Source organism: Bacillus methanolicus PB1 (genome assembly GCF_000262755.1).
Lineage (GTDB): Bacteria > Bacillota > Bacilli > Bacillales > Cytobacillaceae > Bacillus_Z > Bacillus_Z methanolicus.
The window spans coordinates 1,039,597-1,059,483 of record NZ_AFEU01000001.1 but is presented as its reverse complement, the minus strand read 5'-3'; the positions used below and the strand labels follow the sequence as shown (position 1 = coordinate 1,059,483).

General features: G+C 36.9%; 18 protein-coding genes and 2 pseudogenes. 15 read left to right on the top strand and 5 right to left on the bottom strand.

The features are described 5' to 3' along the window. The first annotated feature begins 286 nt into the window (after positions 1-286). Positions 287-1,285 (top strand): VanW family protein, encoded by a 999-nt coding sequence (locus PB1_RS04935; protein ID WP_034644783.1) that lies wholly within the window; start codon positions 287-289, stop codon positions 1,283-1,285. A gap of 99 nt (positions 1,286-1,384) precedes the next feature. On the opposite strand, the gene PB1_RS04930 is transcribed toward PB1_RS04935, so the two are convergent. Next, entirely contained in the window at positions 1,385-2,842 is a 1,458-nt protein-coding gene (locus tag PB1_RS04930) for an aminotransferase-like domain-containing protein (RefSeq protein ID WP_003351130.1), read from the bottom strand. Between the two features lie 144 nt (positions 2,843-2,986). Between PB1_RS04930 and PB1_RS04925 the strand changes: the two genes are divergently transcribed. From PB1_RS04925 to fosM, 7 genes and pseudogenes are all read left to right on the top strand, one after another. After that, a complete protein-coding gene (locus tag PB1_RS04925) occupies positions 2,987-3,598 on the top strand; it encodes a LysE/ArgO family amino acid transporter (protein WP_003351128.1) in 612 nt (203 codons plus the stop codon). A 250-nt stretch (positions 3,599-3,848) separates the two neighbouring features. Beyond that, entirely contained in the window at positions 3,849-4,001 is a 153-nt protein-coding gene (locus tag PB1_RS16845; RefSeq protein WP_003351126.1) for a PhzF family phenazine biosynthesis protein, read from the top strand. A gap of 75 nt (positions 4,002-4,076) precedes the next feature. Continuing rightward, positions 4,077-4,589: a YbaK/EbsC family protein gene (locus PB1_RS04920; protein ID WP_003351125.1), complete on the top strand. Its 513-nt coding sequence runs from the start codon at positions 4,077-4,079 to the stop codon at positions 4,587-4,589. A 325-nt stretch (positions 4,590-4,914) separates the two neighbouring features. Then, positions 4,915-5,572: pseudogene (locus tag PB1_RS04915) on the top strand (5-bromo-4-chloroindolyl phosphate hydrolysis family protein). Further along, a complete protein-coding gene (locus PB1_RS04910; protein ID WP_003351122.1) occupies positions 5,569-6,747 on the top strand; it encodes a toxic anion resistance protein in 1,179 nt (392 codons plus the stop codon). Before PB1_RS04915 ends, PB1_RS04910 begins: the two are co-directional and overlap by 4 nt. 81 nt (positions 6,748-6,828) lie before the next feature. Then, positions 6,829-7,014: a DUF4083 family protein gene (locus PB1_RS04905; RefSeq protein WP_003351121.1), complete on the top strand. Its 186-nt coding sequence runs from the start codon at positions 6,829-6,831 to the stop codon at positions 7,012-7,014. Next, entirely contained in the window at positions 7,001-7,447 is a 447-nt protein-coding gene (gene fosM, locus PB1_RS04900) for a FosM family fosfomycin resistance protein (protein WP_003351120.1), read from the top strand. Before PB1_RS04905 ends, fosM begins: the two co-directional genes overlap by 14 nt. A 76-nt stretch (positions 7,448-7,523) precedes the next feature. Here the strand turns inward: fosM and PB1_RS04895 are convergent, their stop codons facing one another. Together PB1_RS04895 and PB1_RS04890 are read right to left on the bottom strand one after the other, a co-directional pair. Next, entirely contained in the window at positions 7,524-8,180 is a 657-nt protein-coding gene (locus PB1_RS04895; RefSeq protein ID WP_003351119.1) for a YcnI family copper-binding membrane protein, read from the bottom strand. Between the two features lie 26 nt (positions 8,181-8,206). After that, positions 8,207-9,874: pseudogene (locus PB1_RS04890) on the bottom strand (copper resistance protein CopC). A 268-nt stretch (positions 9,875-10,142) separates the two neighbouring features. Between PB1_RS04890 and PB1_RS04885 the strand changes: the two are divergent. Both PB1_RS04885 and PB1_RS04880 read left to right on the top strand, forming a co-directional pair. Beyond that, positions 10,143-10,703, top strand: a complete 561-nt coding sequence (locus PB1_RS04885; RefSeq protein WP_003351118.1) for an IMEF encapsulin system ferritin-like cargo protein — start codon at positions 10,143-10,145, stop codon at positions 10,701-10,703. 24 nt (positions 10,704-10,727) lie between these two features. Beyond that, complete coding sequence (locus tag PB1_RS04880) at positions 10,728-11,576, top strand: family 1 encapsulin nanocompartment shell protein (RefSeq protein WP_003351117.1); 849 nt, start codon at positions 10,728-10,730, stop codon at positions 11,574-11,576. A gap of 161 nt (positions 11,577-11,737) precedes the next feature. Here the strand turns inward: PB1_RS04880 and PB1_RS04875 are convergent, their stop codons facing one another. Continuing rightward, positions 11,738-12,217: a hypothetical protein gene (locus PB1_RS04875; protein WP_003351115.1), complete on the bottom strand. Its 480-nt coding sequence runs from the start codon at positions 12,215-12,217 to the stop codon at positions 11,738-11,740. 372 nt (positions 12,218-12,589) lie between these two features. Then, on the bottom strand, positions 12,590-12,886 hold the full coding sequence (locus tag PB1_RS04870; RefSeq protein ID WP_003351114.1) for a hypothetical protein: 297 nt from the start codon (positions 12,884-12,886) through the stop codon (positions 12,590-12,592). A gap of 615 nt (positions 12,887-13,501) precedes the next feature. Between PB1_RS04870 and PB1_RS04865 the strand changes: the two genes are divergently transcribed. The 5 genes from PB1_RS04865 to PB1_RS04845 all read left to right on the top strand — a co-directional run bounded on the left by PB1_RS04865 (position 13,502) and on the right by PB1_RS04845 (position 19,882). Further along, positions 13,502-14,353, top strand: a complete 852-nt coding sequence (locus tag PB1_RS04865) for an arginase family protein (RefSeq protein ID WP_003351112.1) — start codon at positions 13,502-13,504, stop codon at positions 14,351-14,353. Positions 14,354-14,595: 242 nt separating this feature from the next. Next, entirely contained in the window at positions 14,596-15,828 is a 1,233-nt protein-coding gene (locus PB1_RS04860) for an MFS transporter (RefSeq protein ID WP_003351111.1), read from the top strand. A 224-nt stretch (positions 15,829-16,052) separates the two neighbouring features. After that, positions 16,053-16,283 (top strand): hypothetical protein, encoded by a 231-nt coding sequence (locus PB1_RS04855; RefSeq protein ID WP_003351110.1) that lies wholly within the window; start codon positions 16,053-16,055, stop codon positions 16,281-16,283. A 319-nt stretch (positions 16,284-16,602) separates the two neighbouring features. Beyond that, a complete protein-coding gene (locus tag PB1_RS04850) occupies positions 16,603-18,576 on the top strand; it encodes a TerB N-terminal domain-containing protein (RefSeq protein WP_003351109.1) in 1,974 nt (657 codons plus the stop codon). After that, positions 18,566-19,882 carry an ATP-binding protein gene (locus PB1_RS04845; protein WP_003351108.1) on the top strand — a complete coding sequence of 439 codons (1,317 nt, stop codon included), beginning with the start codon at positions 18,566-18,568 and terminating at the stop codon, positions 19,880-19,882. The genes PB1_RS04850 and PB1_RS04845 overlap by 11 nt, the downstream gene beginning before the upstream one ends. The last annotated feature ends 5 nt before the right edge of the window (positions 19,883-19,887 follow it).

Below are 19,887 nucleotides of genomic sequence, written 5' to 3'. Positions count from 1 at the left end.
TGTATTCAAATGCATATATTTTTATATATATGTATTAATAAGGAAATAAAGTTAAAAACAGGAATTTTCAGATATTTGAAATACAGCCATCCTTCAATCTAAAGCGGTGCTTCGCAACTGACCTCGCCCTCATCCCATTCTTAAAGGAATTGGCTTTCCCGCTTGGAAATTTTGTAATATCGAAAAGGGGAAAAGAATAGAATTAATGTAAGAGAATGAAATCCTTTAATGTATTTTTAAGGACAACATCAGGTATTAGAATTTATAAAGAAAAGATGGGAGAAAAATGGTGAAGTTTGTAAGGACAATTTCAATCATTTTGGCTGCTAGTTTAATAGGATTGATTGGATGTTCAGAAAAAACAGCGAGAGAAGAGGAGTTGGAGAAAAAAGTAGATTATTTAGAACAGCAAATTGATAAATATAAGAAAGAAGAGGAAGAAGAAAAGAAAAAAGAAGAAAAGCCGATAGTAGTCAATGTGGTCGATCCAAATACGAAAAAGATGTTAAAAACTTTTTACCCGAAGGATATGGGGTTTGAAACAAATTTCGAAAAGTATAAAGCGGAAATTGAAAACTGGGCAAAGAGTTTGGCAAGGGGAACAGAAACAACAGCTGGATATGACCAGAGAATGATTCCTGATAGAATTGGAAAAAATGGTCAGATTATTAAGGGAAGACCAAGAGTCATACTAGAAGAATCGGAGTTAACGGAAAAAGTGATTAAGGCTTCGGAAAAGGGTGGAACAGTAGGGCTGCCTCTATATGTTACCAAAAGCGGATATAAACCTGAAGAAGTTCCTCATTTGGGAGAAGTGGTGGTCGCTTCATATACAACCTATTTCAATAGCGGTGTTTCGGGAAGAACGCGAAATATCGAGCTATCTGCACAGGCCATCAATAATGTAATTATCGGGGTTCAAGATATATTCTCTTTTAATACGACTGTCGGACCGAGTGACGCAGCACATGGATATCAAAAAGCAGAGGAAGCCGTCAATGGGAAATTAGTCATGGGAATTGGAGGAGGCATTTGCCAGACGTCATCTACTTTGTATAATGCTGTAGATAAACTGAATGTTGCCTATATAGAGAAGCATCATCATTCGGTGAATGTCGGGTATGTGCCGAAAGGAAGAGATGCAACGGTGTCATATGGAGGATTGGATTTTAGATTTCAGAATACGACAGGTGTACCATTGCTTTTGAAAGCATATGTAAAGAAAGGTTCACTAACCGTAGAGGTGAGAACTTCAAAAGCAAATCAAACTCTTTTAAAAAAATGATTGAAAGATAGATAGAAATTACCGGTTGGATCTATTCCTTAATATGTAAAAATAAACAAAGGGTCTGACCCTCCAATACAATATATAGGAATCAGACCCTTAAGATTCAGCCCCCAAACTTCGGATGATTTGACTAAGTTGATATATTCCTTGCTTAAGATCAGTCAATGAAGCATAAGCGTAAGATAACCGCAAGTATTGGTTTGATTCTTGAGAATAAATATTTCCCGTATTAAGAAGTATGCCCTTAGATAATGCTTTTTCATAAAGATTCCTCATTGATAATTTAGGTTTTATTTTTAACCATATGAAAAAGCCTCCCTTTGGGAAATTCCATGTGGCAATGCCGCTTAGATGGGCCTCCAACGCTTCCATTGCTGCTGCCCTTCGTATTTTTAGCTGCTCCCTGACAAATTCAAGATGCTTCTCATATAAATCACTTGCTAACCATTTAGCAGCAACTCTTTGCGATAACGAACTAGAGCCATAATCGATTTGCATCTTAATATCTGCCAATCGTTCAATGACTGGTTCCGGACCGACAATCCAACCAATCCTCAAACCCGGGCTTAACGTTTTGGACAAACTCCCCAGATACAATACGTGTCCATGTTTATCATTTGCCTTTAAAGGGGAAGGAGGAGGCTCGTCTATCCATAAATCCCCATAAACATCATCTTCGATTAAGGGCAAGCTTAATTGTTCACATAATTCCATAATATGTTTTCTTCTTTCTTCCGTCATAATTGTGCCTGTTGGATTATGAAATGACGGTATCAAATACAGCAAAGATCCATTGTATTGTTTTTTATATCTTTCAATTAATGTAGTTCGGATACCATGTTCATCTATTGGAACGCCAACCAGCTTCATGCCGGCAGATTGAAAAACATTAACAGAATATAGATAGGATGGTTTTTCAAGTAAAACTGTTGAACCCCTTTTCAAAAGGCCGATTGAAATCAATTGTAAGGCTTGAAGAGCCCCGGAAACAATCAAAATTGATGACGGAGAAGTATTAATTCCCAACCTTTTTAAATGGTTGGTTAATTGGCTGCGCAGAAAAAAATCTCCTTTAGATTCCTCATATCCTAAAGACATTTTTCGATTGAAAATCCGCGGAAGTATTCTTTTCATTTGTTCGTATGGCAGGAGCTCAGGTGAAAGTTCTCCTGTTCCTAAGCGAATTATGTCTGGGTAGAACTCGGCTTTGTTTATCTCTTGAATGGTTGGCATATTTGGTTGGTGAATCCCAGCTTTTACATAAGCGTTCCAATCAGGGGGAGTCGTGGATGTCAGTAGACTCCAAGTATTATTAACAACCCTTGTTCCCCCGCCGCTTTTTCCTTCGAGTAAACCTTGGGCTGTCAATTCATTTAATGCCGTAACAACAGTGCTTCGGTTTACGTCAAATGCTTTAGCCAATGCTCGTTGAGATGGGATTTTCGTTCCAACGGTCCATTCTCCATTAATGATTTTTTCCTTTATATATTCTTCAATCTGTTTATGTAAGGGAATTTGTGATAGGCGATTTGGTTTCCACCCCAAGTTTTCCATTGCAAACCCTCCGATCCGGTTTCGTATCTCCATTATATAAAATTTGGTTGGTTTTATAACCATCCAAATGGATGATGACAAATGGTAAGTTCCCTTCTAAAATACAGCCATAATCAAATAGTCATAAACAATGGAGGGAAGAGAATGATTGAAGCAATGATCCATGGGGTTATTCTTGCTTTCGGATTAATTTTGCCTTTAGGTGTTCAAAATGTATTTGTTTTTAATCAAGGAGCTGTTCAACCTGCATTTCTGCGTGTTCTCCCGGTCATTATTACAGCATCTCTCTGTGACACGATGCTGATTTTCCTTGCCGTGCTTGGTGTTTCCGCCATCGTGTTGACATTCACATGGCTGAAGATCATCGTCTTAAGTGCTGGTATCGTGTTTCTTATATACATGGGCTGGGATATTTGGAACAGTGAACCGAAAGTCAATCACTCGAACGAGGAACGTTTTTCAGCTCGGAAACAAATTGTATTTGCTGCTTCCGTTTCCTTGTTAAATCCGCATGCAATCTTGGATACGATTGGTGTCATCGGGACAAACTCGCTTCGTTATACGGCTGATGAAAAATGGGCGTTCACTTTCGCAACTATTTTGGTTTCTTGGCTCTGGTTTTTCGGGTTGGCAATCATAGGGAAAACGGTAGGCAGACTGGACCATACAGGAAATATCGTAAAAAGAGTCAATAAAATTTCTGCCATCATTATTTGGAGTGTTGCCGTGTATATGGGCTGGCAATTATTATCTTAGGCATCTGCTATCATACTTTAGTATATAGAGAAATCACTGTTCGAAGTGGCCAACAAATATCAATTGAGAACATTCTACAAATTTATATAGTATTATTTAAAATTCATAGGAGAACAAGATTTGGGATGTTCCGTTTTTATCATGAGCAGTATTAATTATTTGACTTTTTCGAAAGGTGTTAATTAATATATACAGAATACTAGTCAGATAAGAAAGGAGGAAATATTCAGTATCATACAACCTTTTTCTTGTGAATGCTTTTGCAACAGAACCACTTAGAGGCAATCCGGCAGTTGTTTGTATATTACATAAAACTCCAAGCGAACAATTCATGGAACAGCTTGCCCAAGAAATGAATCAACCGGTAACAGCTTTTGCTTGTCGTAAAGCGGATAATGAATAGGATTTACATTGGTTTACCCCAACAACAGAATATAAATTGTGCACATTAGCGTCGTGAAAGGGAAGGATGAACAAGATGTCGCTTGAAAGTGTAAAAGCCCATTTTAAACAGTGGAATCGTGAAGATGATGTAATGGAATTTGAAACATTGACTGCTACGGTTGAGGAGGCTGCTGACACAATTGGCGTCATCCCCGCTCGAATTGCGAAGACGCTATCCTTCAGGGGAGAAGGGGACAAAGCCATCTTGATCGTAGCTGCTGGTGATGCCAAAATCGATAACAAGAAATTTCGCCGCACATTTGGCTTCAAGGCTCGTATGCTCTCGCCTGACGATGTGCTGGAGCAAACCGGGCATGTAATAGGCGGAGTCTGCCCGTTCGGATTAAAAAATGAGATGGACGTCTATCTGGATATCTCGATGAAACGCTTCGATACGCTTTTCCCCGCCTGTGGAAGTACAAACTCTGCCATCGAATTGACATGTGATGAATTATTTCAATATTCATTTGCTAAAGGGTGGATAGATGTTTGTAAAGGTTGGGAAGAAGTCGAGTCTAGAGTGACGGCAGCCGTTAACAATGATTGAATTTTGAAATAACTATACAAAAGTATTCGAACAAACAACCGGTTGTATTAGTAAACGACTGGTTTTTTTTTAATAGAAGCTATTATGACTAATTATGACAAAAAAAGAAGTGGTCAAAAATAAAATCGTATTAGAGAAGAAATTATATTACATTTAAAAAATACACCCCAGGTCTTAGAACACTTTACATTTGTGGTCCAAAGAAGGAATAACAATTTTCATGTATGGTTAAGTTTGAGGTAGTAATTTTCTTAAAGAAACGAAACTCATATTCTTTTTATCCGTATAATTAGAAAAAAGAGTTTATGACAGGGGTCGATATACGATGAATCGGTTTTTAGCATTTCTTGTCCGAATGTTGATTGCAATCCCGACAGCTGCCACAGTTTGGTTGGTGAGTTATATTGCTTTCGATCAAACATTTATGTTTTCCACAGCATTTTCCCTTGCCGGAGCAATTCTCACATATTGGATGATTTCAGTCTATTTGAAGTATCGATTTCTAAGAAAACATCGTCTAACTGGAAAAGAATTATCGATATATTAAGAAAAATTTGGATGAAGCCAAGCCGAAAATTTCCCGTTTGCATAAAGCGCTTATTTCCATAAGGCATATTCCATCTTTGAAACAAAGAATGGAATTTATTCGAATTACGAGAAAAATATATATTTTAACAAAAAAAGAGCCGAAACGTTTTTACAAGGCGGAGCGATTTTATTTTTCCCATTTGGATTCGGCCGTTGAACTGGCAGAGAAATATGTTTTCTTATCTTTGCAGCCAAAAAAGGACCGAGAGTTAGAAAATTCCCTTTTTGAAACGCGCCGAACGTTAGAGGAGCTCAAAACTTCGATTGAAAATGATTTATATCAAGTCCTTTCCGATGACATAGATCAGCTGCATTTTGAATTGGATGTGGCCAAGCATTCGATAAGAAAAATAAATGAATCACAATTACATGAAGAAGGCAGGAGATTAAAATGAACGAAAACAATTCATCTTTGTTAAAGAATACAAGCAATGAGGATTTAATGGAAGACTTACTTTCTAACCCGTTTGGAGAGAATGAAAAAACGCCAATTCTCCAAACACATGAAGAAAAAAAGCAAGCCAGACTCATTGACGTAATCCCGGAAGAACACAGGGCAAAGGCGTATCAGCTTGCGGAACAGATTGACCCGAAAAATCATCAAGCGGTCATCTCATACGGGACGCCGGCGCAATCCAAGCTTTTGTCCTTTTCACAAACCATGCTTGAGCATGTCCAACAAAAGGATTTAGGCGAGATAGGAAATATCATAAACGACTTAATGAGGAGACTGAATGAGGTGAATCCTGATGAGCTGAAACCGGGTCGGCCGTCCTTATTCGCGCGCATGTTCGGGAAGCTGTCAGCTTCCATACAGGAGGTGCTTTCCAAATATCAAAAAACAAGTGCACAGATCGATCGGATTAGTGTGAAGTTAGAAAGAAGCAAAAATATTCTTTTCTCGGATATCGCCATGCTTGAAAAGCTCTATGAAAAAAATAAAGAGTATTTTCAAGCCTTAAATGTGTATATTGCAGCGGGTGAAATAAAGCTTGAAGAATTGTATAAAAAAACGATTCCAGAATTAAAGAAATCAGCGGAAGAGACAAACGATCAAATGAAATTTCAAGAAGTAAACGATATGATCCAATTTGCCAACCGTTTGGATAAACGTTTGCATGATTTGAAATTAAGCCGGGAGATTACAATTCAAAGTGTTCCTCAAATCCGCCTTATTCAAAATACAAACCAGGCGCTTGTCGAGAAAATCCAGTCTTCCATTATGACGGCGATTCCACTATGGAAGAACCAGGTTGCAATCGCACTGACATTGATCAGGCAGCGCCACGCCGTTGAAGCACAAAAACAGGTATCAAAGACAACAAATGAGCTTTTACTGAAAAATGCAGAAATGCTAAAAACGAATACGATTGAAACGGCAAGAGAAAACGAGCGCGGTCTCGTCGATATTGAGACATTAAAGAAAACACAGGAAAAATTAATCACAACTCTTCAAGAGACCTTGCGGATCCAGGAAGAAGGGCGTAATAAACGCCGCCAAGCCGAGATCGAGCTGGCTTCTATGGAAGACGAACTAAGAAGAAAACTGTTAGAAATAAAAGGGGAATAATCCCCTTTTAGTTTGTTAACGTAAATAGTTTCTTCTATTGGCTGCTCTATATTTTTTTAGAAAAGGATGATCGCTTTGAATATGGCGGATTTAGTTTTTCAATTATTTTCAATGTCTCTTGTCATTTTGTTTTTTGTATCAATTGGCCTGTTAATTAATTCACTGGTAAAGAATCAAAAACATAAGATCCATTCCAGTACAACAATTGAGCAGAAGTTGGATAAAATCATCGAACTTTTGGAAAAAAACAATAATGATAAAAAATGAAGGTGATTTAGTGGGGGTTATTAATGGGTTAAATCATTTATTGTTTTCAGTTTCAGATTTAGAAAAGTCCATTCAATTTTATCAAGATGTATTTGATGCAAAGCTATTAGTAAAGGGGAGAAGCACTGCATACTTTGATCTTAATGGTATGTGGATTGCACTAAACCTAGAAAAAGATATTGCAAGAAATGAAATCCATCAGTCTTATACACATATAGCTTTCACCATCGAAGAAAAAGACTTTGATATGATGTATGAAAAACTTAAAAAACTAAATGTGAACATTTTTCCGGGACGGCCAAGAGATGAGCGGGATAAGAAGTCAATTTACTTTACCGACCCGGATGGGCATAAGTTTGAATTCCACACGGGTACTCTTCAAGACAGAATGGCTTATTATAAACAAGAAAAAACTCATATGAAATTTTACTAAATAAACATTATTAAGAAGGGATAGAAAAAGGATAGAACAAGCAAAAAATAACTGCATGTTCTATCCATAGTTGATCTCATTTGCGACGTAATCCCATAATCAATGCCCCAATTGAAAGTAATAGAGCAATAATCGATAGAGCCATTGTAGTTGTTTGTGTGCCGTCTTTCTCTGATTTCGTGGTTGCAGCTGTGTCTTTTACAGAATCATCATGACCGGCATGATTCCCATCATGGTGACCGGTATCCTCCGATGCAGGTGCTGCAGTAATCTTCGTGAGTGAATGGGGTGTATCGGCACCTTCATTTCCTGTCCATTCTACGATACTATTGTCTTTATAGTATTGGTAGGCATCCCAAGCAGCATCTTGTTCTTTGTCTGGATTTTTTGCCACAAATGTAAAACGTTGGAATTGTCCAGGTAAAATTCCCTCGCCTTTTGCTGTCCATGTAATCGATGTTACTTTGCCGGATTCATCTTTTTCAGTGGTTGTTGTCCATCCTGGTACCGGCTCATATGACTTATATTCTAATCCATCAGGAATTTTCAATGTTACTTTTGTCGTCGCAACCTCTTTTTCAACAGGTACTTTTACCGTATAAGTTTCCCATGCTCCAGGAGCTGAAGTGCTTGGATTTACCGTGACATGTGCACTGGCTGTACCTGCAAAAAGAGCCATTGCTGTCATGGTTGAAATAAGAACTGCAGATGATTTTTTTAAGATATTTTTCATTTTATTCAATCTCCTTTATATAATTTTTAATGACTTCCTACCACCACACGAAAATCGGTATCAAAACTGTCCAAAGACTTGGTTAATACATGCACACGAACATTCCAACGCCCTGCCATATTCAAGTGCATTCCTTCCGTTTGGAATACTCCGGGTGCTGCGTTCGGAACGATCATCGTACTTTCTCCCGCCTGCACGTCGGCAGAGGAAAAGGTGAGGGTCACTTGTTCGATATTCGTTGGTGCTCGTCCACTCTTATCTTTTAACTCGACCTTAAATACGTTTACTCCTTCTTTATCAGGGCTAATATGCAAGGAAACATGATACCCGTTATCCACTGTACGTTTCGTTTGATCAAACGGTCCAGGAGAAGCTGTTGCTGGCGGAAGATTTGTAAGTATGGCCGCCATCACCATAACTATCACACCAACAGTGAGTTCAAGCCCTAACGTCCATCCCAACTTTTGTCTTTTGCGTTTTTTCCCTTGCGTTAAATGAAAAGCACCTAATAGAAGCATGAGGAAAAATAAAATGATCTTTCCTAACAAAACTCGTCCGTATGACGTATGGATAAGGGAGTAGAACGTCGGGACATACATGAAACTTCCGTACATTCCCGTAGCTAAAATAATAATGACAGCACCTATTGCCCAGGGCGAAAAACGTTGAATGACCATCGAATAGAAGCTGCTTTGATCCCCATTTTCCGTTTTAGGGCGACTTTTTGGCAAAAAGATAACAATTGCCGATAAAATCCCTATCCATACAGAAGCTGCTACCAAATGAAGAAAGTCCATTGCAACAGGTATAATCTCGTGATGAGAACCTGCAGCATGACTTGTTAAAGATTTTGTAACAAGCAATCCAATTATAAAAATAATTGATGCTCCCCAAACTTTAATGGAAAACAAACTTCCCTGCTTCAAAGCGAAATAAGTTGTGATGACAAGAATTCCAAAAATTATCATCTGTACAATCCAAATAAGTCCGAAAGCTGTATGATTCAACGTTTCTTTCAACAATGAAGGGGTAAATGCCTGTGACCATGTTACATTTGCATTAATCGATGTTTGTAAAGGAAGATTTATCAGCAGACTGATTGCAATCCCAAGCAATGACAGCCAAATGATTTTCTTGCTTCTTGATTGAACTTTGGAAGACTCTTGATGTTCTGCTCGATAAATAAAAAGGTGAAAGAATATCACTCCTATATATAATGCAATGCTCATATACAGCAGGCAACGATTGATCAAAATATCAGCTTAAGGCAAATAGCCGGATGTTTTCGCTCGTAAAGCATTAGATTCTTCTCCTGCTCTCCCGATGCGAAAGGGGATAACACCTTGTACTGGATGACCATCTGAGGAGATGATTTTCCACTGCATAGAATACATCCCATTTGGTAAGTTCTCTCTTATTTCCGCCTCCAGAATAGCATGGTTTTGTTTATTAATATGGGCATTATTCAAATCAACGCGATTTCCAGAAGCATCCATCACCGCAAGCGAATATAAACCAGGTTGGATGAACTCATTAAACTGAATACTAACGACAGATGGCGGTTCAGATATTGTCTGATTTTCCATTGGCACAGATTTTACGATATAAGCATGGGCATATGTAATAAAAGGAAATAGTGCGGTCACCAAATAAAAAATGAATGCCCATAATCCAAACTTTCTAAGACACCCCAATTTACGCCTCCTCTCAAAAAATAAATAAAGAATGAAACGTAAAATTAATGTACCTCTAATCCAGTATCTGTTTCATCTCCCATCAAATAATCTTCAGCACATTAAAATCTTTACATTTCAACTATAAGATAAACTTGTGATGAAATTGTGAGAAAAATGAGGAGATATTCTTTTTTTTAGTAAGGATTTTCTACGGTAAAAAGATGTAATAAATATGAAGTTAAATGGCAATAATGGCAATTATCATAAAAATTAAGAGGTGTTGTGAGTGAAAGACGAACTAAACATTTTTTATCGAATTTTTACAACGACCAAGGATGCAATCGAAAAATTTATGAATATGTTAGACCCTGTCATTCAAAATGCCAAAGATGAACATGAACGTCTATATTATCACCACATTTATGAAGAGGAAGAGCAACGGTTATCACGTTTAGTGGAACTTATTCCGCTAATTAGTAAATTTGAAAAAGAAAATGATGAGAAAATTTTTTCTCCGGCCAACAATGAGTTTAATCGCCTTTTACAAGAATTAAATCTTGAAAAATTCGGATTGCATAATTTTGTAGAGCACTTGGATTTAGCACTTTTTACATTTACAGATGAGGAACGAAGTACCCTGTTAAACCAATTGAGGGATGTTTCCTATCAAGATTATCTACAAGTAAAAGAAATGTTAAACAAGATAAATGAACGATTTGACCATGACTATGTTGATCCGCATGCGCATCATGATAAACATTACGACCACTTAGCTCGTCTTGGTTCTTCTCCAATCATAAAACAACCAAATAAGAAAAAAGGATTTACTGTCGGGAGTTTAAAATAACGAAAGATGCAGGAGGAAGGAAGAATGGGTAAATCTCAACTATTTCCGGATTCACCATTAACAGATCAAGATTTCTTACAATTAGATCAAACCGTCATCGACACTGCAAGAAGACAGTTGGTTGGACGCCGGTTCATTGAGTTGTACGGCCCGCTTGGAAGAGGAGTACAAAGTATTTTTAATGACATATTTATTGAAAACCACGAAGCAAAAATGGATTTTCAAGGATCATTTGATACAGACATCGAGTCCAGTAAACGGGTAAATTACACAATCCCGCTACTTTACAAAGATTTCGTTCTATATTGGCGTGATTTAGAACAGGCAAAAGTTTTAGACATCCCTATTGATTTTTCTGCAGCTGCAAATGCTGCCCGTGATGTCGCCATATTAGAAGACCAGATGATTTTTCACGGATCAAAGGAATTTGATATCCCCGGGTTAATGAATGTAAAAGGCCGGTCCACACACTTGATTGGAAATTGGTACGAATCAGGAAACGCCTTTCAAGATGTAGTGGAAGCTAGAAACAAATTACTTGAAATGAAGCATAATGGACCGTTTGCTCTTGTTTTATCACCAGAGTTATACTCACTGTTGCACCGCGTACATAAAGATACAAACGTTTTAGAAATTGAACATGTTCGTGAACTTGTTACAGATGGGGTGTTCCAATCCCCGGTTTTAAAAGGAAAAACGGGAGTTCTCGTCAATACAGGGCGAAATAATCTTGATCTGGCTGTTTCAGAGGATTTTGATACAGCATACTTGGGAGAAGAAGGAATGAACCATCCATTCCGTGTGTATGAAACGGTCGTTTTGCGGATTAAACGCCCTTCTGCCATATGTACACTAGAAGACGGCGGCGAGTAAAGAATGAGAGCCAATGAATAAGAGCATTAACTGTTGGCTCCCTTATTCCCGGAAAGATGATGATTCGTAAAGTTTAAAAATCTAAATCAAAATTTAAGCACCTTAATGAAATTATTTTGCTATGGGGTCTGACTCTTAGGCTTTTTAGACAGCCTCATTTTTTATGCCAATATACGTTCATTTAAATGAATAAGCTTTTCTTCAATTGGGAATGGAAGCGAAATGTTGTGCTTTTTCAGTTCTTTTACACTTATATCTCGAACAAGTTTTAACGCTTCTTTCTTAAAAGAATGTGTAACAAACCCATCATTTACTTCACATAGCTTTTCTAAGTATTGTAAAGTATTTCTCAACAATAATTGTTTCGCATGGGAATTATTCAGTTGGCAAATCAACTTATGCTGCAAACCTTTAATTACAGCAATTTGATCAACGTGCACCATAATATTTGTTCCATTCTCATCTATAAAACATAAGGAAACATATTGACCTTTTGATAAATCAATATTTGTAAATACCGGGTTATGGTGTACTTCACCAGATGATAAACGAATCATGTCTGCTTCTGCAGCTCCGCCTATTTTACGATGATTGGAAATAACAGTATGAATATCCTTCAAACCATGCAACATGTTAAACATATGGTTTCCTCCCGGCCGATGTCTTAACGCTTCTGAAATCATTGTAGGGAAAATGAGAATCATTGTCAATTGGTATTACTTTCCTGCATTGAGATTATGTAAATGGCCTCAGTAAAGTATCTGCCATTTATGATTCTAAAAATTACAAACACCGCTTATTTAAAATTAAACCTAAAGTTATTTCCCATTCCGGTGAACAAACAATTAAGGTTTAAATAGCTAGAGGGCAGCCGGGATAACAAGAGTGTTTGTTTTATAAAAACAGTAAGCGACCTTGTTCATCTTGATAAGATGATAAGGTCGCTTAAACTTTAATGATGTATATGGGACAATTGATTAATTAACCGGTTGACTATGAAGGCAGCTTCAACATCATTTGCTAGTTGATTCTTCAGGAGTGGTTTCTTCATTTGCGGGTTCCTCTGTATTCGTATCACCGTTAGCAGGTTCTTCCGGATTAACTTCCCCGCTTGCAGGTTCTTCAGAGTTCTTCTCTCCGTCTGCGGCAGGTTCGTCAGTATTTATATCACCATTTGCGGGCTCTTCTGTATTTATCTCTCCGTTAGTGGGCTCTTCTTGAGGATTCATGTCTTGATCAGCATTGCAGGCTGCAACAATCATCAGGGCAAATACAGGAATCGCTAGTTTCCAAAGTTTTTTAAATACCATTTTTATTCCTCCTTATTTTTTAAGTCGTTTTTTCCCGGGCATTCTTATTACATGGAATTTTCAACTCCCTCCTTCAAAGCTAAAGTCATTATATACAAGCTATTCTGAAAAAATTGTCGATTAATTCAATATTTACCTATCTTTAAATGAACTGTTAATTTGCCTTAATAAAAGAAAAGAGACTTTATTATTTGTGAGTATGTCTTAAAAAGATAAGATGAACAAAGATAAGATGGGTGGAGACAGTAAAATTGGCACAGTCAATAATTTAAATTTAAAGCCGTTGCAGGGTGATAATGATTTTGTGGAAATATGAGCATCAAAATATTTGACCTTTTTTGACTAAATCATTATAATCAAATCAGGCACTTTCATTAGGAATGAACACTACAGTAAATATCAAAGAAGATGAACACTTTATTTTGTAGAAATTCATCTTCTTTTTGGTTGAATGTCTAAAAAATAGCTTTTTATTTTTTTGAAAAGAGGCTGTTCGGAGGTGTGGTGCAGAGCTTTAAAGTATCAGTATTCCATGTTTGATAGTTTTTTGTGCTAAAACTTTATTTGACGTTTAAAAACAAACATCTTAAATAGACCAATGGAGATGAAGGGGTTATGGGTTTATTGAAAAAAGGTGTAACGTTTTTGAACTTCGATGAGACATATTTTTCGCAGAAAAGACTTCAATCTTTTCCACATGAAAGTATAGATTTTCTCAATCTTCGGCATGTTCATTTATATTGTGAAGAAGATTCGCTAGAGGAAATTGAAAGACGTCTGTCAGAAAGAAAACAAAAAGGGATTACGTTTATCGGCAACGGCAATTATCACTATGTTACTTATTTATTGTTAAAAGAAATACATACACCGTTTACACTTGTATTATTTGACAATCATCCTGACATCGATATGTTGGAAGGTGCGGCCGAAAAGATTATATCTTGCGGTTCATGGGTTTCTTTTGCACTTGAACATATTCAGATGATGAAACAGGTTATTATTGTCGGACCTTCTTCAGTGCAAATTGATCCTTCTTGTTTTTCAAAAGTGACAATATTTCCTTTTGATCATCAACAAAACTATTCTTCCAAACTTATACTTTCTACTATTCAAACGGATACCGTCTATATTAGCATCGACAAAGACGTTTTAAATAGAAATGATGCTGTAACCAACTGGAATCAAGGAGATATGAGCATTCTCACTCTAATCGAATATGTGCAAGATATTCTCGAAAACAAAGACATTTACGGCCTGGACGTTTGCGGCGAAATGCCTTCATCGCCAATCAATCTATTTCATCCAGCGTATAAAGATTCTATTCAGAAAAATGAAAATGCTAATATAAAAATTTTGCAAGTATGTTTAGATAGTTTACGGCGAAAACCATCACAACGCAGGATTCACTCTTTCCATTCTTCCAAATTTACTGCAGCACATAAGGGTGGTGTTCGGATGCCTTCTTAATATCTCTTTAACAATTCCTGTGTTTAACAAAAATCCCAATTATTTTTTATAAGAATTGTTTAGAAAATCATGACTAACTTCAATAATATACAATTCAAAGAACGGATAAATCTCGAAGCATTTAATAAAGAAGGGAAGACTTTCTAAATATATGCAAGAGCGGAAGGCCGGTTATTGCATTTACGGTCTAAATAGTATAAAAATAATTGGGGTAAAAATACAAGATTAGAGAGGTCATTTTTATGTCGTCAACAAATTCAAATCCATCCATGGCTTCACTTTTACGTAATCGTTTCATACAAACAATTATGACGGCCGGCTTGTTTATTCAGATTGGCATTTGGATACGGAACTTTGCAGTTTTATTGTTTGTTACGGAGAAGACAAATGGGGATCCGCTAGCCGTTTCACTCATATCCGTTGCTGAATTTGCACCGATTTTTATTTTCTCCTTTATTGGCGGTACGTTTGCAGACCGTTGGCGACCGAAACGAACGATGATCTGGTGCGACCTTTTGAGCGCTATATCGATATTTGTCATCTTAATGGCTCTCCTGTTCAGCACATGGAAGGTTGTTTTCCTCGCAACATTCGTCTCCGCGATGCTTTCCCAATTCTCACAGCCTTCGGGTATGAAGCTGTTCAAGGTACACGTTCCGGGAGAACAGATGCAGGCGGGTATGTCATTATTCCAGACGATGATGGCTACATTCATGATTATAGGTCCGGTAGTAGGCACTTTCTTCTTTCAACAATTTGGTATACACATCTCTATGGCGATAGTCGGTATAGCTTTTCTATTATCTGCTCTCGTCCTGACCTTATTGCCTCCCGACCGGATTGAGAAGAAGGACGAAAGTGAGACATCGCTCTGGCATGAAATGAAGCTCGGCTTTCAATATGTGTGGTCGCGCAAGATTTTTGTGACTTTGGGAGGCGGATTCATGGCTGCTGGATTAGGGATTGGATTAATCCACCCGTTGGCCATCTTTCTGGTAACAGAGCGCCTTGGTCTGGAAAAGGAATACCTGCAATGGCTGTTCGCAGCCAATGGAGCAGCTATGATCATCGGTGGCGCTGTGGCGATGGTATTCTCCAACCGGATTGCGCCGCACATCCTGCTGATGCTGGGTATGGGAAGCATGGTTGCAGGAATTTTTGTTATGGGTTGGTCCACTATGTTCTGGCTTACCTTAATTGCTGAGTTTATCATCGGTCTATTCATGCCTGCTCTCCAGATTGGCATTAATACGATTATACTGAACAATACCGACGAATCGTTTGTAGGACGTGTAAATGGAATATTAACTCCACTGTTCATGGGTGCGATGGTCATCACGATGAGCTTGGCTGGTATGTTGAAGGCACAATTCTCCCTAGTCGCGATCTACCAGGCCTCTGCAGCTCTCTTCCTCATTGGCATTCTGGTCATGCTTCCGATTTTCCGAATGCTTGCAACTGCTGAATCTAAGTAAATATAACGCCATAAAGCATCAAGTGTTTTGTAGCACTTACCATTTGATTTGCACTAGATTTGATTTAAGGATCGATACTGAAAAAAATCAGTATCGTTTTTTTATATCTAGATTTAGATTAGTGGAAAGCATGCGGAGTCATACGAATAAATAATGTACGGCCCATACACGTTAATCCTTATTGAATACAATATAGCGATATAAAAGAGTAAAGGTGGGTTAAAATGTCTAAAGGTAAAAAAGAAAAAGTGATCCATGTTGATAAGTTAATCATTCATGCCAAGGAAGTTGATATTATTCATGAACGAAAAGAAGATGACAGAAGAGATGAACGAAAAAGAGATGACTTCCAAAGAATTGATCCTTGGGGGTTCCTTTGGGGCAGGCCTCGAAGAATTCGAGAAAATGAACAACAGTCAACTTCACAAGAAAAACAAGAAGATTCGGTAGAATAAGATTGAATATGGAAAATTTTATCACTGTTTAAACATGATAGTATTTACGGGAGAGGCTGACTCTAAAGTCGTTGAATAACGACTTTTTCAAGTCAGCTTTTTTGTACTATTTTTGAAAAAAGAGAGAGCACTTCATGTGGTAATGCGTTCTAGATTCTTTCTACATGTATAATCAAGTCTTAGGCTGATATAACAATATTGTAATATTTTGGATTTTACAATGAACAAATTGAATAATCTGTTGATTCTATAGTAAAATTGAATCATAGTCTGTATATATATGGTAACAGAAAGCTGATAGAGGAGGAACAATAGGAGCGTGACTAGAAAAAAATCTACTACAGTAGGTTATTTGCTAGCATTTTTTTTAGGTGGATTAGGGATTCACCATTTTTATTATCGGAACTACATTAGAGGAGTTTTATATTTTTTGCTTTCTTGGACATATATCCCCATCTTTCTAGGCTGGATTGATATGTTTTTCATACATAAATGGAATAGAAACATAAATTCAACCACAATTACTCATTCAAAAGGGGATAAAAATAAATCTTCGGCCGAACAAATCAAAGAAAATGAACAAAATCTTACTGAAATAAACAAGGGGAAAAGTGATAACTCATTAGGTAGTAATTTCACTAATTTAATGAAGGAATTAGCTTTTTATTCTGAGAAAGATATTATCCTTCCCGAATATCATCATTTACGGACATCTAAAGAAATAATGAAAAGTCTTGATGCCATCCGGTATCCTAAAAAAGAAAGTCGTTATTCTGGTGGAATATCCTTTGAAATTTCTTATTCGAGTTTTGATACCAATTTTGTAAAGGATTCTATTAAATATGCGCAAAAAAGAGGGGTCAAATGTCCGGAAATCCCATTGCAAGCGTATTGGACCACATTTGATAAATTGAATCCGAAACAACTTAAATGGTACTTTTATTGGAGAGAACAAGCTTTAAGAGGAAACTATCTTAATGTTGACTTAAGTTACATTTTCTTATTTGTATACGAGCTATTAAATTATTCCTTTAATTCGAAAGCTGCCTTTAATGTAAGCATGTTAGTTCGATTATATGAAAATTATTTAGAGCGTCATCCAAAATTAGAGCATTACTTGCCGCAATGGATTGCGGATATGTTGTATGAAATTGGAGAAATTGAACTTGCGAAAAAATGGGATCAGGATAATGTTTATACTCCAAAGCTATATACCCTACTTCAAGAAAAGGAAGATGAACTTCAAAAGATTTCGATTACCACATGGAAACCATATATCCGGAATTACAGAGAAACTGCATTTTTCAAAAAACACAAAAATAAAGTTTATAAAATCTTTAAAGAAAGTGTTCCTTTACTTAAAGAATTTCATGCGGCAAAAGGGGAAAAACTTGTGGATGTCTGGTTCGAAATCAGGAACGAGAGAATCGTTCGTCAATTATACAGAAGCGCAGTTGTCGGTAGAGAATACGACCCCATCCATCTTCATGTAGTCCGTTATTACCCTACAGATATATTTTACAATGAAATCAACACGTTGTTTAGATTAGCGGAAAATGTTGCGCGAGCTTTAAATGGTGAAAAGCGAGAAATTAAGGTGGAGGATGGGATATTGCCAGACGATTTTAAAGATAAAATGTTAGAGAGATTTTCCAATGCTGCTAGAAAAACATATGAACGGTTTAAAGTTGTGCAAAAACGCGAGGGAACAGAAGAAGGGAGTGCTATTCCTCTACCTTCCGAAAAGAAAGAAAAAATAGCATCCAAAGTAATTATTGAGTTTGATGATGAAAAAATTAAAATATTAAATCAACAAAGCATCGAATTACAAGAGGAGTTTGATAAGCGATCAAGCGAATTTGAAGTACAAAATGAAGAGCTTCCAGTTTCAAAAGAATCTCCTTTATCACTTGATGATGATAGAGATGAAAAGGAAAATTCAACATTCGAAAATACAGAGTCAACATCCGAAAATCTTTCTCAGTTAGGAAATATATTTGGTGCATTAGTAGCAGGAGATGAAGAACTGGATGAATTTATAGAAGCATTATCTGATGTGGAATTGGAATTTTTGTCTCAATTTGAGAATGGAAAATTTTCCGTTGATGAAGCTAAGCACTTCGTAAAACAAAAAGGTTTAATGTTGGGTATGTTCTTAAGTGATCTAAATGAGAAATCCAATGAGTATCTTGGAGACAATGTAGTGGAAGAACAAGATGAAGTTATTGCGATTTATGAAGAATATGAACAAGTCATTTCATTAGCAAAGGAGAGTTTCGTACATGAAAATTAAAAAAAGAGACTCTGCCGCAATATTGAATTCTTTATCTGGTGGGGTCGTACCGAGTAGAGGGTTACAATATATTATGGTGGGTCGGGCAGATGAAGCCAAACAAATTCTAACAGATTTGGATAACGTAAAAAAAGGGTCATCTGTAATCAAATTGTTTATCGGACCATTTGGAAGTGGAAAGAGTTTTATTCAAGCTTTGATTCAACAAATCGCCTTTAATGAAAAGTTTGTAGTTGCCAAAGCTGATTTTACCCCAGAAAGAAGACTGTATGGAGGCGAAGGGAAAGCTGTTGCACTTTATACTGAATTAATGAAAAACCTGTCCATATCCACGGTTCCAGAAGGCGGAGCACTTCCAACTATCTTGGATAAATGGATTAGTGAAATTCAGTCGAAAGTGGTTCAAGAGAAAGAATATGGATCAGTGGAGTTTGATAATCCACAATTTGTAAAAGATGTTGAGAAAGAAATTATTGCTGTAGTATCCAAGATGGATGAATTAACAGGAGGATATGATTTTTCTCGCATTTTGACTTTGTATTTTAAAGGATTTGTAGAAGATAATAACGAACTTCAACGGAAAGCGCTTCGATGGTTAAGAGGAGAGTATGGGACGAAAACAGAAGCTAGAATGGATTTGGGGGTACGAGATATTATCGATGATCACAACTATTTCAATTATATTAAAGTTTTATCCCAATTCGTAAAGCAAATCGGATACTCAGGATTGGTCGTAAACTTGGATGAAGCAATTAACCTCTACAAAATTACACACCCTCAAACGAGAGATAAGAACTATGAAACTATATTAAAAATCTATAATGACACTTTACAAGGAAACATTGAAGGATTATATATAACAATCGGTGGGACTCCTGAATTTTTAGAAGATGAACGAAGAGGTTTATTTAGTTATGGAGCATTAAAACGTAGACTGCAGTCGAACCGATTTGAAACCAACGAATATCGTGATTTATCACAACCGGTTATTAAATTAACACCATTAAAACATGATGAAACCTATGTATTACTTCAAAAAATTCGTGATATCCATGCGGAACATTTTGGATATGAAACGACAGTAACAGATGAAGAAATTAAAAACTTTATTCGCCAAGAATATTCAAGACCTGGAGCAGAAGAACATTTAACAGTTGGAGATGTGATTCGCAACTTTATCGGAGCATTAAATATACTTCATCAAAATCCAAATTACAATCGAACAGAAATCTTTGGCATAAACGAGAAGGTACCCACTACACAAACTTCTAGTATTCATTTTCGTTTTTCGAGAACAGAAGGGTAGGGATA

Coding starts and splice junctions, on each gene's coding strand:
- PB1_RS04875 (WP_003351115.1), bottom strand. CDS start 12,217: ATGTTTAACATGTTGCATGGTTTGAAGGATATTCATACTGTTATTTCC.
- PB1_RS04910 (WP_003351122.1), top strand. CDS start 5,569: ATGAACGAAAACAATTCATCTTTGTTAAAGAATACAAGCAATGAGGAT.
- PB1_RS04865 (WP_003351112.1), top strand. CDS start 13,502: ATGGGTTTATTGAAAAAAGGTGTAACGTTTTTGAACTTCGATGAGACA.
- PB1_RS04935 (WP_034644783.1), top strand. CDS start 287: ATGGTGAAGTTTGTAAGGACAATTTCAATCATTTTGGCTGCTAGTTTA.
- fosM (WP_003351120.1), top strand. CDS start 7,001: ATGATAAAAAATGAAGGTGATTTAGTGGGGGTTATTAATGGGTTAAAT.
- PB1_RS04870 (WP_003351114.1), bottom strand. CDS start 12,886: ATGGTATTTAAAAAACTTTGGAAACTAGCGATTCCTGTATTTGCCCTG.
- PB1_RS04880 (WP_003351117.1), top strand. CDS start 10,728: ATGGGTAAATCTCAACTATTTCCGGATTCACCATTAACAGATCAAGAT.
- PB1_RS04905 (WP_003351121.1), top strand. CDS start 6,829: ATGGCGGATTTAGTTTTTCAATTATTTTCAATGTCTCTTGTCATTTTG.
- PB1_RS04920 (WP_003351125.1), top strand. CDS start 4,077: ATGTCGCTTGAAAGTGTAAAAGCCCATTTTAAACAGTGGAATCGTGAA.
- PB1_RS04925 (WP_003351128.1), top strand. CDS start 2,987: ATGATTGAAGCAATGATCCATGGGGTTATTCTTGCTTTCGGATTAATT.
- PB1_RS04845 (WP_003351108.1), top strand. CDS start 18,566: ATGAAAATTAAAAAAAGAGACTCTGCCGCAATATTGAATTCTTTATCT.
- PB1_RS04895 (WP_003351119.1), bottom strand. CDS start 8,180: ATGAAAAATATCTTAAAAAAATCATCTGCAGTTCTTATTTCAACCATG.
- PB1_RS04855 (WP_003351110.1), top strand. CDS start 16,053: ATGTCTAAAGGTAAAAAAGAAAAAGTGATCCATGTTGATAAGTTAATC.
- PB1_RS04930 (WP_003351130.1), bottom strand. CDS start 2,842: ATGGAAAACTTGGGGTGGAAACCAAATCGCCTATCACAAATTCCCTTA.
- PB1_RS04860 (WP_003351111.1), top strand. CDS start 14,596: ATGTCGTCAACAAATTCAAATCCATCCATGGCTTCACTTTTACGTAAT.